This window comes from Lentilactobacillus sp. TOM.63 (assembly GCF_030361045.1).
GTDB lineage: Bacteria > Bacillota > Bacilli > Lactobacillales > Lactobacillaceae > Lentilactobacillus > Lentilactobacillus dabitei.
On record NZ_JAUCAP010000065.1, the window covers coordinates 1 to 14,153 of the forward strand.

At 42.2% G+C, this 14,153-nt stretch carries 9 protein-coding genes; all 9 read right to left on the bottom strand.

Annotated elements, in window-relative coordinates:
* Positions 1-208: 208 nt before the first annotated feature.
* The gene (locus QUF07_RS10920; protein ID WP_289427430.1) at positions 209-4,993 is read right to left on the bottom strand and encodes a DUF5776 domain-containing protein; all 4,785 of its coding nucleotides are present in this window, start codon (positions 4,991-4,993) and stop codon (positions 209-211) included.
* Entirely contained in the window at positions 4,981-5,103 is a 123-nt protein-coding gene (locus QUF07_RS14145; RefSeq protein WP_353960965.1) for a KxYKxGKxW signal peptide domain-containing protein, read from the bottom strand. Before QUF07_RS14145 ends, QUF07_RS10920 begins: the two co-directional genes overlap by 13 nt.
* A gap of 261 nt (positions 5,104-5,364) precedes the next feature.
* Complete coding sequence (gene argH, locus QUF07_RS10925) at positions 5,365-6,747, bottom strand: argininosuccinate lyase (RefSeq protein ID WP_217161563.1); 1,383 nt, start codon at positions 6,745-6,747, stop codon at positions 5,365-5,367.
* Positions 6,748-8,043: an argininosuccinate synthase gene (locus tag QUF07_RS10930; protein ID WP_217342455.1), complete on the bottom strand. Its 1,296-nt coding sequence runs from the start codon at positions 8,041-8,043 to the stop codon at positions 6,748-6,750. It lies immediately after the preceding gene.
* 606 nt (positions 8,044-8,649) lie between these two features.
* Entirely contained in the window at positions 8,650-8,961 is a 312-nt protein-coding gene (locus tag QUF07_RS10935; RefSeq protein WP_289427431.1) for a nucleoside triphosphate pyrophosphohydrolase family protein, read from the bottom strand.
* Between the two features lies 1 nt (position 8,962).
* The gene (yihA, locus tag QUF07_RS10940) at positions 8,963-9,541 is read right to left on the bottom strand and encodes a ribosome biogenesis GTP-binding protein YihA/YsxC (protein ID WP_289427432.1); all 579 of its coding nucleotides are present in this window, start codon (positions 9,539-9,541) and stop codon (positions 8,963-8,965) included.
* Positions 9,542-9,621: 80 nt separating this feature from the next.
* On the bottom strand, positions 9,622-10,869 hold the full coding sequence (gene clpX / locus QUF07_RS10945; RefSeq protein ID WP_217161570.1) for an ATP-dependent Clp protease ATP-binding subunit ClpX: 1,248 nt from the start codon (positions 10,867-10,869) through the stop codon (positions 9,622-9,624).
* Between the two features lie 152 nt (positions 10,870-11,021).
* Positions 11,022-12,353, bottom strand: coding sequence for a trigger factor (gene tig / locus QUF07_RS10950; protein ID WP_217161572.1), 1,332 nt, complete (start codon positions 12,351-12,353; stop codon positions 11,022-11,024).
* Positions 12,354-12,703: 350 nt separating this feature from the next.
* Entirely contained in the window at positions 12,704-13,891 is a 1,188-nt protein-coding gene (tuf, locus tag QUF07_RS10955) for an elongation factor Tu (RefSeq protein ID WP_056981575.1), read from the bottom strand.
* Positions 13,892-14,153: the final 262 nt, after the last annotated feature.

The following is a 14,153-nucleotide window of genomic DNA, read 5'->3' on the forward strand; positions in this document are numbered from 1 at the left end:
ATAAAAACATACCCGTCAGTTTTCGAAAAAACACGAAAACTGACGGGCTTTTAATGAACTATGAATAATTCAGGGTTACAACAATTATAAGTTCATTCAAAAAAGAGCAGACGAGAATTTTCTCGTCTGCTCTTTTTTCTCATCCATACTGTGTACGACATCAATAATATTAATAAGCCTATCATTAATATCATCCACAAATTATGAACTATTTATTGTTAATTCTCACAAACTTTACATTTGCAGTCACATAATGACCATTAGTCAGTTGGAAACGACTTTTACTGCCATCCAGAACGACGGCTTTAACCTTAAGTGTCTGGCCCTTCTTAACGGCTGAAACTCGATTACGTTTCTTAAAATCGGGTGATTGATATTGGTAAGCACCCCTTGCATTCACCACATGAACCTTCTTGGTAGAAACGTAACTAAAAGTCTTATGGGTCTTCTTAAGTTGTTTAATCATCGTTGACTTAGCAGTTACATAATGACCGTTCGTTAACTGGAACCGAGTGATTGAACCAGTCTTGACAACTCTTCTAACCTTCAGAACCGTTCCCTTTCGTAGGTAACGAACTCGCTTCGAATGCTTGAATGCACTACCAGTGTACTCGTAAACACCCTTCTTAGAGGAAATATACCAAGTTCCCTCAGTGTCAATGTGATATCCAGCCTTGATTGACACAAATTTATCAAATGACTTCAGTGCAGTTACGTATGAACCATCTCGAAGAAGGAATCTGGTTGTGTCACCACTCGTATCAATCATAATAACGTGAAGGACTGAACCCTTTGGAACAAAACCAATCTTTTTAGCCTTGGCAAACTTCTTACCACTGTATCGATACATATCATGCTTCGTTATGATCGTATCGGTTGCCAACTTGGTATAGTAACCAACATACTCATTTTGACTTGGCACAGCTGCTTGGTGGCTAAATTGATCATTATTACTTGGCGCCTGACTCGGAACAGTGGCACTACCAGAGTTTGCTCGGGCAGCGGCATCGCTATTGGCAACACTGGTTGCTTTACCAGCAGCAGAAATTGCATCGTTAGCGTACTTCTCAGCGTCGCTTTCAGCCGCTGAGGCAGCCTTGGCAGCATCACTAGCTGCACTTATCTTGTTCCAGAAATTATCGTAAGCGGTCGATGCAGCGGCTTGATTGCCAGCCTTAGCATCAGAAGCTGCTTGGTCAGATAACGCCTTGGCATCGCTGGCAGCAGCCTTGGCAACACTCGCATCGCTGGCGGCATCAACCGCATCAGAAGCAACCCGAGATGAATCACTAGCTGCTTTCACATCATCAGCAATCACCGCATTACTGTCATTCTTAGCATCATTGGCAGCGATTGCCGCATCACTTGCTGCAGAGGCAGCAGCAGATTGAGCAGCCGCATTAGCGGCAGAAGCAGCACTAGCCGCATTGGCAGCACTCGTAGCCGCATCAGCAGCAGCGTTCTTCTCATCTTGAATAACATCGGCTGTAACCCGCCCAGAAGCATCGGATGCCTTATCACGATCAGTACCATTAGTTACGGCAGCATCACTTGCTACCCCAACATCAATCTTAGCTTTACTTTGAGCAGACAAGGTAGCTTTTGCATCTGAAGCTGTCGCATCTGCCGCCTGATCACTAGCAATTTTTGCCTGTTTAGCTGCATCTGAAGCACTGCCCTTGGCATTCTTATAATTCGTATCAGCATCAACGGCAGCATCTGATGCAACTTTTGCATCACTGGAAGCAGCTGCATCACTTGGGAATAATGCGGATTCACTAGCCGCTTGGGAAGCATAAGCATCAGCTGACGATGCTGCATTTGAAGCATTTGCTGCATCTGCAGCTGCCGAATTAGCTTGGTTCTTCGTGGCATTCGCAATTGCTTTGATAGCTGTTTGAATAGCCGCAATCGTGTTGGCAACATACCCGTCAACAAACGCCGTTCCACTAGGCTCACCAGTTCCAGATGTCGCACTGTAATTCGAACCAGTGCCATCATTCTTAGCACTGTACGTGACACCACCAACTTTAATGGTAATTGTATCGTCGCCAACTACTATCTTAGGAATCGTTCCATTTGTCGTAAAGTAATCCGAGTTGGTTTGATCATCAGCGGCATTCTTACCAGCGTTAAAGGCAGCATTAGCCAAATCTGCTTCGTTATTATAAGCCTTGATATAGGCATGCTGGGCAGCGTCTGACCCCGTCCCCAGCAAGAACGCAGCAATCTGATCCTTGTAAGCTTTTAATTGAATGCTATTTAATTTAGTCTCATCGCCGGTAAAAGCTTTAGTAGTTGTCGTAATTTCCTTAACAGCGCCGTCATGTTGTGTATGTGAAACCACATCGGCATCCGCTTGTGCATCACTAGTTGCATTAGTCGATTGCAAGAATTCGATTGCCCGAACATAATCACCAGCTGCAGAAATTGAAGTTGCAGCCATTGGCGCATTATATTGTCCAGTTGCCGCGTCATAAGTGACAATCCCAGACGTACCTTGATTAGCAAACTTTGGTCCTTTGGAGGCATCCGGAGTTGCATCTGGATCAGCAATGTAGTCTGCCTGAGCCTGCTTCAAGGCATTAACTTCAGCGTTGTACAGATCGGCAATCGTGGTCATGGCACCCTTAGCTGACGGGGTGTAGTGAGCATCAGAAGAATCAAGACTCGTATCATAATAACCATCAATTGTTAACTCTTGCTTCTCCGTACTCGTTAACGTTCCGTCAGGTAGCGCATTCACAATTTCAGTTGCAATATCACTACCCGACTTAACGGTTCCAGAAGCAATATCATTCACCGCTTCGTTAACAATCGGCTGAGCAATCTTAGAAGCCCATGCATAACCAATTGCTTCAACGAATAATGTATTCTCGCCAGCACTTTGAGCAGTATTAGCAATCTTTTCTGGGTTTGTTTCATTTCCTGTATAACCATTAACTTTACTAAAGTCGGGAGCCGTTGTGCCATTCAAAACATGTGAAATGGCCTCATTGACGCCCTGTTGAAAGTGCAGTTCAATGGCGTTTCGAATTCCGTAAGCAATGTCTAAATATACACCATTAACAACGGAAGAATCCACGGTTGACCCAAAGCCAAATGAAGTAATCAAGCTATTTAGTGAGGCATTCAATTTCAAAGCTTCAGTTAAAGAACCCGGGATTGAAATGGATCCGTTCGTTGAGTTTGCTTGACTGTTTGCCTGACTATTACCTTGGTTACCACCTAATGAGCGAATATCACTCAAAGCCTGCTTCATAATCCCATTTTTAATGTTATTAATCGCAATTCCAACGAATGTATTAATAACATCAATGGTTGTTTGAGCTTCCTTCGTAATATTGGTATTGTAAGTGCTATTGGTAACCTCATTATCAGTCGGAAGCGTGGCCGTTTTATTAAAGATATCATTGTCGTCATTAACTGGATTATTAATAGCTTCCCCACCAGCATCAAACAATGCAGCCAAAGTGCCCCAACCATTAGTCGTATTCTTCAAATCCGTTGGATCGTACGCCGCATTTTTATCGTTAATCAAGGCATCAGCCATTGTCGGATCATTAATATTATTCTTAACTTGATTCAAGTAGGCGTTCACCGATTCACAATAGGTTTTCAAAATTGTTACATAACCTGCGTTGTAATCTGTAGCAGTATCAGTTGATGGTATGGTTGATCCGTTTGTCCAGGCCAGACTACCATCCGAATTAATCATGGTTCCTTTGGTGTTAGCATATGCATCCAGAATTTTGGCAATTTTTGGAATAACTGTAACATTAGTAAGAATATTGGTGACTTTGGTATTAAACCAACTAAAATTAAATAGCGCACTTAAATCCTTATCGCCGTTCTTCAATCCATCAAGGTAAGCTTGAGAAGTTGTATCAACCCCTGTCGCCGACAAGCTAAGACTTAAACCAGTCGTTGAAATTGCCGACTTCAAAGTTGAAATTTGAGTAGTTAATAACCCAGAAACATCAAGGGTTGCACCATTAGTAATCTTGCCTGCCTTAGCTAATTGGTCAAGGGCATTCGCCAGAGTCGTCTCGCTAGCCGCAGCATCTGCAGCCTTCTGAGCGGCAGTTTCATTCAAGGTAATCTTCTGACCGGATGACGTAATCGCCGCTTTCAAGGCAGTCAATTGAGCGGTTGTTAATTTGGTCACGTCAATAGTGGAATTATTAACGGTAATATTATCTTGCTTTAACAAGTCGTTCAGTGAATCAGTTGCTTTTGCAGCTGCTTCATCGGCGGCTTTTTGAGCGGCAGTTTCATTAACCGTCAATTTTTGGCCGGATGCTGCGAGTGTCGATTTCAACGCGGTCAACTGATCGGCTGTTAATGTGCTGGCATCGATCGTCGAACCGTTAACGCTGACATTATCCTGCTTCAACAGACTATTCAGCGTATCAGTGGCCTTGGCCTGATCAGATTTGGATAGGCTGGCAGCTTGACTAGTACCGCTGGCAGCGTTGGATGCGCCACTCGTTTCACTAGCGGCTTTGCTTGCATCTGACTTGGCATTTGTTGCGCTGGCGTCAGACTTCACTGTCCCTGATCCAGCAGAGGTTGCAGCTTTGGAACTTGCTGCCGAAGCATCGCTAGGTTGAGCAGAAGTTGATGCTTGTTGCGCATTGCTGGTGGCCGTACTATCAGAAGCAACCGCCTTACTTGCTTGACTCACCGCAGCACTGGCTGTTGAAGTTGCTTTGACGGCATCCGAACTACCTGTGCTTGAAGCATTTGTAGTAGCAGTTGTGCTTGTCGTATCGGCACTTGTAGTTGTCGTGTCAGTTGATGAGTTTGCCGTGGACCCAGCTTCAGAAGTCGTTGCGGTACTAGCCGCCTGATTCGTCGCAGCCGTTGATGTATCGTTAGCCGCTGATTTGACAAGTGTCGTACTCGTAGCAGCTTCATTTTTTGCAAATTCAGCCTGGGTATCGGCATGAACAGAAACTCCCGATAACATAAATGAACCTAAAGACAACATAAAAGGCTAGCAAACACCCATTTTTTGCCAACCTTATACATTTTGTAGTGCAGATCTGTTTTTTCAGATTTCCCCCACAAATTATTACGCGAACAATTACTTCTTCGCATCGGTGAACCCCCTTTTAATAATTGTTACACCTAATTCATATTTAATTATTAAATCAGTGTAATCTCAGCATAACAGATCACTTAATGATCTACACTATTATAGTACCACCCTAACTAGTTGATGTTAATAACTATTACAAAGTATTTACATTCCCATTATTAGTGGACAACTCTCAATTACCACCGAAAAATGTTTGCTTTAACAAAAGAACCGGCTACTTTGGCTGCGTGGTATAACAGCTAAAAGTAACCGGTTTTCGATTAATGATTTAATTCTTTTTTTGCTTTTTCAATCTGCAGTTTGACCTGGTCAAATCCTGTTCCCCCCAGTGAATGCCGCCGCTCAACCGCTACTTCTGACTTGAGGTCGTGATAAACGTCTGCTTCGATTTTAGGTGAGGCTGCTTGCAAATCCGTCAAAGACATATCCTGAAGATTTTGATGCGTTTGCAATCCCTTAAGAACCAGTTGACCAACAATCCCATGGGCCTGCCTAAACGGAACCCCCTTAGCCGCCAAATAATCGGCTAACTCAGTCGCATTAGAAAAGTCATTTTCAGTCGCTTGTTTCATCCGTTCAACATTCGGCTTTGCAGTCTTCAACATCCCATTGAAAACCTTCAGGGCTGGCAGCAATGTTTTGACGGTATCAAAGACACCCTCTTTGTCTTCCTGTAAATCCTTGTTGTAAGCAAGCGGTAAGGATTTCATCGTCGCTAGTAATTGCATCAAATGACCATATACCCGACCGGTCTTGCCCCGAATCAACTCGGCCATATCCGGATTCTTCTTTTGAGGCATGATCGAACTGCCAGTGGTGTAGGCGTCACTGAGTTCAAGATACTTAAACTCATGACTGACCCACATACTGATTTCTTCGCAAAACCGCGATAAATGCAACATCAAAATGGCACTATTACTTAAGAATTCCAAAGCGAAGTCCCGATCAGAAACAGCGTCCAACGAGTTAGCATAAACATCATCAAAGCCGAGTTCCTGAGCCGTGTATTCCCGGTCAATGGGGAAAGTCGTCCCGGCAAGTGCGGCAGCCCCTAACGGTAAGATATCGGTATGCTTCATATTAAATTCAAACCGTTCCTTATCCCGTTTCAACATCTGATAATAAGCCATTAAATAATGACCATAAGAAATTGGTTGGGCATGTTGCAAATGCGTATATCCTGGCATGATGGTTTCAACATTTTTTTCAGCCATTTCAATCAACGTCTGTTGCAAAGTTGTGATTTCATCAATCACCTTTGGCAGCCGCTTCTTGAGGTATAAATGAAAATCAGTGGCAACCTGGTCATTTCGAGAACGGGCAGTATGAAGCTTACCTGCAACCGGACCAATTTTCTCAGTCAATAGTGCCTCGATGTTCATATGGATATCTTCATTTTCAACTGTGAAGTGTAGCTTGCCAGCATGCAACTCATCTCGCAAGTCTTCCAACCCTTGCACAATTTGGGCAACATCTGACTCATTTAAGATCTTCGTGTGCCCCAACATCTTCACATGGGCAAGTGATCCTTCGATATCCTCTTCAGCCATTAGTTGATCAAAGGAAATCGAAGCGCCAAACTCGTCCACCCATTTGGATGCTTGGGCTTGAAACCGACCGCCCCAAAGTTTCTTAGTACTCATCTATTTTTTAGCTCCCATATGTGTGGAATATTGATCGTGAACTGTCACCTTATCCTTCAATTGAGACTTGGTAACCGCCTGGACGAACTGTGCTTGCTTATTTTTGAGTTGAACTTGTTGATAAACCTGAGTTGGTAATCCCCAGAGCTTGATGAATCCTTTGGCGGCTTCTTGGTCGAATGAATCAGAAGACGTGTAAGTAGCCAAATCTTTATCATAGAGTGATGAAGATGATTTACGACCAAGTACCATGACGTTGCCTTTGAATAATTGCAATTTGATGACGCCATTAACAACTTCTTGTGATTTGTCGATAAAGGCTTGAATTGAATCCATCAACGGTGAAAACCAAAGGGCGTTATAGACGAGTCCGCTGAGTTGCTTCTCAACAGTTGGCTTGAAGTGAGCCAAATCACGCTCGAACGTTAAGTCTTCAAGCTCTTTGTGGGCTTTGAGCAAAACGGTTGCTGCAGGTGCTTCATATACCTCACGAGATTTGATTCCAACCAAACGGTTTTCAATGTGGTCGATTCGGCCAACGCCATTTTCACCGGCGATCTTGTTTAAATCCTGGATGATGTCAGCGAACTTCATCTTCTTACCGTCCAATTCAACTGGGATTCCTTTTTCAAAAGTGATTTGCACTTCCGTTGGCGTATCCGGGGTGTTTTCAATTGGGTTGGTAATTGCAAAGGCATCTTCTGGCGCGCTCTGCCATGGATCTTCCAAAATGCCGGCTTCGTTAGCTCGGCCCCAAATGTTGGCATCAATTGAATAGGGTGAGTCAAGGTCGATTGGAATCGGAATGTTATGATCCTTAGCATATTCAATTTCTTGTTCACGAGACCAGTGCCAGTCACGAACTGGGCTGAGAACTTCAAGCTGTGGATCGAGCCCATGAATCGCAACTTCGAAACGAACCTGATCATTTCCTTTTCCAGTACAACCGTGAGCAACGGCAACTGCGTGCTCTTGATGGGCAACTTCAACTAACGTTTTGGAAATAAGGGGGCGTGATAAAGCAGAGATCAAGGGATATGATCCCTCGTACATTGCGTTAGCTTTTAAAGCAACAGCTGCATAGTTGTCGGCGAATTCGTCTAAGGCGTCAATCACATATGCTTTGATGGCACCGACGTTTAAAGCCTTTTGCTTAATAAAATTAAGATCCTTACCTTCGCCAACATTGATGCAGCAGGCAACAACGTCATAGCCTTTGTCCTTTAGCCAAGCAATTGCAACGGATGTGTCCAAGCCACCGGAGTAAGCTAGGATTACTTTATTATTTTCTGTCATGTTAAAACCCCTTATCTGTGTAGTGAGCGAATCAAAGCGGTTAGAAAGCGGAGTGTAAGTGTCCTCGGATAGAAATTTCCGGTTTTGAAATTTCTATCCGAGGTCCTTACATGTAGCTTTCTGCTTTGAGTAGCTGTCCTAATATAGTGAGCGGAGTAAAGTGGTTAGAAGTCGGAAGGTAAGTCTCCGCCGAGGGAAATTCCCGATTTTGGAATTTTTCTCGGTAGTGCTTACATGCAGACTTCTGCTTTACGCAGCTGTCCTAATATAGTGAGCGGATCCAGGCGGTTAGAGATCGGAGTGTAAGGCTCCTCAAACAGAAATTCCGGTTTTGGGAATTTTTGTTTGGGGTGCTTACGCGCAGATCTCTGCCTGGAGGAGCTGACCTATAAAGTTAATAGTAATGAGGTTAACACCGATATTCATTAATTGCAACCTTTTTTATGATTTATTCAGTATTTTGATAAATATTATTCCTAATATACATTTTCAATAAAAATAGATTCTTTAACTGCCATTTTTTGTTTTCTAACTTCACAAATCAATTGTTAATAAAAAAGCCCAAATCAGGTGTTTGACTACCTAACTTGGACAATTGCAGTGATCCTAGATATTAACTTGATTGACGCCACCCAATTGTGATGGGTACAGTTTTTTAAGCCGCTTAATATTATCTTCAGCAACCTTATCAAAGGGAATGTCAGCCCATTCGGAAATTTGGGATAAGTACCATAGCACATCCCCCATCTCTTTAATGAGTTGATCGTGATCTAGCTTTTGACTCTGAAATGTATACTTACGAATTAAGTCGGCCACTTCACCAGATTCACCAGTTAAACCCAGTGCACAGTTAGTGAGCACCTGCTCTTTGCCCATCAAAGTTCGATTCGCCGCCTTTTGGTATTCATCAAAATCCATTTTACATTCTCCCCTCAATCCATTGCCAGACCTCGTTTTTACCGTCCTTTGTCAATGCTGAAAGCAGGATAAGCTCTTCATCATTAATTTGCAAAGTCTTTTTAATCAGCGATTCTTGTTTGTTCCATTTACCCTTAGAAATTTTATCCATTTTAGTGGCAACTGTTAAGACATCGATGCCATAGTAAACCAGCCATTCGTGCATCGAAATATCATCGTCAGTTGGGGCATGACGACCATCCACAAGGGCAATCACCCCTCTGAGTTGGTCACGCTTGGTCAAGTAGGTTTCAATCATTTTGCCCCACTTTTCCCGACTCGCTTTGGATGCTTTGGCATAACCATATCCAGGCACATCAACAAAATATAATTTGTCATCAATGTTATAAAAATTGAGTGTCTGGGTCTTCCCAGGTTGACTTGATGTCCGGGCAAATTTTCGCCGGTTAATCAGCACATTGGTCAATGAAGATTTGCCGACATTAGACCGACCAACAAGTGCAATCTCTGGAAACATGGTATTTGGATATTGCTTTTCTGCCACCGCGCTTATTGTCAAATCGACATTTTGAACCTCCATCAAACCACTCCTTTAATTTGTCATTAAAATAAAAAAGTCCGATCGCAAACTAACTAAAGCTTACATCAGACTTTCTCGAATTACGATGCCTTTTTTAAAATCAGCTTTGGTTCTTTATGATCAGTCACCGTTTCAGGTGTGATGATAACCTTTGAAACATCCTTACGGCTTGGCAAATCAAACATAATATCTCGCATTGTGTCTTCAATGATTGACCGTAAGCCACGAGCACCGGTGTTTCTTGAGATAGCCAGTTCAGCCATCTTAGTCAACGCACCAGGTGCAAATTCCAATTCGGCGCCATCAAGTTCGATCAATTTCTTGTATTGTTTAACCAATGCATTCTTAGGCTCAGTCAAAATCCGAACAAGATCTTTCTCATCCAATTTATCTAATGCCGTCAAGATTGGCAAACGACCGATGAATTCTGGAATCAATCCAAACTTCAGCAAGTCTTCTGGAATTACGGCCTGCATGATATTGCGGTTATCAAGATCAGGTGCTTTGTCGGAATCAGTTCCAAAACCAATTGTCTTGTCGCCTAAACGACTCTTAACAATCCCTTCAATCCCATCAAATGCACCACCAACAATGAACAAAATATTGGTTGTGTCGATCTGAATAAACTCTTGTTGAGGATGCTTACGACCACCCTGAGGCGGAACGTTGGCAATTGTCCCTTCGAGAATCTTGAGTAAGGCTTGTTGAACACCTTCACCGGAAACGTCACGGGTAATCGATACGTTCTCTGATTTCTTGGCAATTTTATCGATTTCATCAATGTAAATGATCCCATGTTCAGCTCGTTCAACATCATAATCGGCATTTTGCAATAGCTTTAAGAGAATGTTTTCAACATCTTCACCAACATAACCAGCTTCGGTCAATGTCGTCGCATCAGCGATTGCAAACGGTACGTTTAAAATCTTGGCAAGCGTCTGTGCCAGGTAAGTTTTACCTGAACCAGTTGGTCCTATGATACAAATGTTACTCTTTTGGAGTTCCAAATCTTCATCAGGCTCGCTGATCATTTCATTCACTCGCTTGTAGTGATTGTAAACCGCTACTGAAAGGGTTCGCTTCGCATTATCTTGACCAATCACAAATTCATTTAATTTATCCAAAATTTGTTTAGGTGTCAAAACTTTGAGTAAATCTTCTGAAGACTTTTCAGGGGCAAGCTCCTCGTCAATAATTTCTTTACATAAATCAATACATTCATTACAAATGTAGACGCCTGGACCAGCGACAATTTTCTTTACTTGGTCTTGGGTTTTACCACAAAACGAACAAGTAATGGGTCCGCTTGATTCGTTATCTTCAAACAATATAGTCACTCCTCCATCCGAGATGGACTTTAATCACTTTTATCAATCAACTATTTGATACTTTATCATACCACGGTGAAATTGCAATCAGAAGGCTTGACCACTCCCGAAAAAAAGACCCGTCTGATTAACGGATCTCCTTAGGAAGAAAACTATTTTTCTGAGCTGTCTTCTTTATCCTTTGAATCATCTTTTGCTTTAGCGTCTTGCTTTGAAGAATCAACAATCATGTCAATTGCTTGCTTGATCGCAATATCATGCTTCAACATATCATCAGTCAAAGCTTTACGAACAGCGTCTTCCTTCATTCCATATTGTTTAGCTAAATCTTTAACTTCAGCCTTAACATCATCTTCTGAAGGTTCGATGTTTTCTTTGTCAACAATTGCTTCAAGAACAAGGTTGGTCTTAACCCGCTTTTCAGCGCCATCTGAGAATTGCTTCTTCAGATCTTCAGGCTTCGTTCCAGTTAACTGGAAGTACATCTGTTGGTTAATTCCTTGTTGTTGCATGCCAGCAAGATATTGATCCATTTGACGTTGGATATCTTCGTTGATCATGGCTTCTGGAATATCTTTGACTTCAGCGTTATCAGTTGCTTCACTGATGGCTGCGTCTTCGATTGCATCGCGGGCTTCGCTCTTCTTCTGTTTCTTTAAGTCGTCCTTGATCTTCTCTTTTAATTCTTCAAGGCTGTCAACATCTTCATCAACATCCTTTGCGAAGTCATCATCTAACTTAGGTAATTCCTTAGTCTTAACTTCGTGAATCTTAGTTTCGAAAACGGCATCCTTACCAGCTAATTCTTTAGCTTGGTAATCCTTAGGGAAGGTCACCTTAACTTCAACATCTTCGCCGGCCTTGTGACCAATCAATTGATCTTCGAAACCAGGGATGAATGAGTTGGAACCTAACTCTAGTGAATGGTTTTCAGCCTTGCCACCTTCAAATGGTTTGCCGTCAACTTTTCCTTCAAAATCGATGACAACTGTGTCACCTTTTTCAGCAGCCTTGCCTTCTTTAAGAACAAGTTCTGCTTGGCTTTCACGCTTCTTTTCCAATTCAGCGTCAACGTCTTTTTGGTATACTCGGGTATTTTGCTTAGGAACACTTAAGCCCTTGTAATCGCCAAGCTTAACTTCTGGCTTAACGGTCACATTAGCCTTGATAACCCATGGCTTACCCTTTTCCATTGATTCAACATTGATCTTAGGTTGATCAACGGGTTCGATTTTGGCTTCACTAACAGCCTTTGAATATTCATCTGGAAGTAAGATGTTCAAAGCATCTTCGTATAATGCTTCTTCACCATACATCTTGGTGAAAATTGAGCGAGGAACCTTTCCCTTACGGAATCCAGGTACCCGGATGCTCTTCTTGTTCTTTTCAAATGCACGATCTAAACCAGTTTTAATTGAGTCAGCACCAATTTCGAAAGTTAATTCTCCATCATTGGTACCCTTCTTTTCCCATTTTGCAGACATTCTTTTTCCTCCGAGACGAAAAGATTATTTTTACAATTCATAATTGCATAACATTGTTATTTTAACGTATTAACAGTGAAATGTAAAATTTATTTCCTAAACATATCTATATTGTATGAGCTTTTTTGAACCCCGTTTCAATCAATTGTTCGGCTTCAGCGTGACGCCTGGCGACCTATTCAATTCCCAATCAAACAACTTCGTGGTATAAGAATAATTTGTGGTCATGTTCGGAACGCCAGAAATCGTAATCGAATATTGCTATCGCGATTGATCCAAAAATATACTGAGACAGCAAAAAAGCCATGAGGAAAATCCTCACAGCTTCATGCGGCCATTAGCTTAGCGAACTAGTCGTTAACGTCACTAACAACACCGGCACCAACAGTATGGCCACCTTCACGGATGGTAAACTTAGTACCCTTTTCAATGGCAACTGGCTTCGTCAATTCAACTTGGAATGTAACGTTATCACCAGGCATAACCATTTCAACGCCCTTTTCTAGTTCAATAACACCGGTAACATCGGTAGTATGGAAGTAGAATTGTGGACGATAGTTTGAGAAGAATGGCGTATGACGGCCACCTTCTTCTTTAGTCAAGATATAAACTTGACCTTCGAACTTCTTGTGGGTCTGGATTGAACCAGGAGCAGCAAGAACTTGTCCACGGACAACTTGGTCACGGTCGATACCACGAAGAAGAACACCAACGTTATCTCCGGCTTGACCTTGATCCAATGTCTTACGGAACATTTCGAGTCCAGTAACAGTTGACTTAAGTGGTTGATCATTCAAACCAACGATTTCAACTTCGTCACCGACTTTAACAGTACCACGATCGATACGGCCAGATGCAACAGTACCACGACCAGTGATAGTGAAGACATCTTCAACTGGCATCAAGAATGGTTTGCTGTCATCACGTTCTGGAGTTGGAATGTATTCATCAACAACATCCATTAAGTGAAGAATAACTTCTTCTTGTTCCTTGTCGCCTTCAAGGGCCTTAAGAGCTGACCCACGGATAACAGGAATATCATCACCAGGATAATCGTATTCAGAAAGCAATTCACGAACTTCCATCTCAACCAAGTCAACCAATTCGTCATCATCAACTAAATCAGTCTTGTTTAAGAATACAACGATGTAATCAACACCAACTTGGTGAGCAAGCAAGATATGTTCACGAGTTTGTGGCATTGGGCCATCAGTTGCGGCAACAACCAAAATAGCACCATCCATTTGAGCGGCACCAGTGATCATGTTCTTAATGTAATCAGCATGTCCTGGGGCATCAATATGGGCATAGTGACGCTTTTCAGTTTCGTATTCAACGTGGGCAGTGTTGATTGTTATACCACGTTCACGTTCTTCTGGTGCTGCATCGATATCAGCGTAGTCTTCAGCTTTAGCGAGACCTTTTTCAGCTAATACCTTGGTGATAGCAGCAGTTAAAGTAGTTTTCCCGTGATCAATATGGCCAATAGTACCAATATTTACATGGGGTTTTGTTCTTTCATAATGTTCTTTTGCCATTAATGAAACCTCCTGTTGTTTTCAAGAATTACATCAATTCGCATCAATGCATTTCTAAGTGTTATTATACTACATCTTCTGGAAAAGACAAAGCAGTCAATTTTCGAAGAATCCTTAAGTATTATATCGATAGTTAATTTGTTTGTAAACAGATTATGCTCATTTTCCGAAAATAATTTTGATTACATGGTAGATTGCAAATTTAATCCGAATTTTTGGACAAATTTGTCAGCATAACCTGATACGGTGTTTGCCAGTCGAG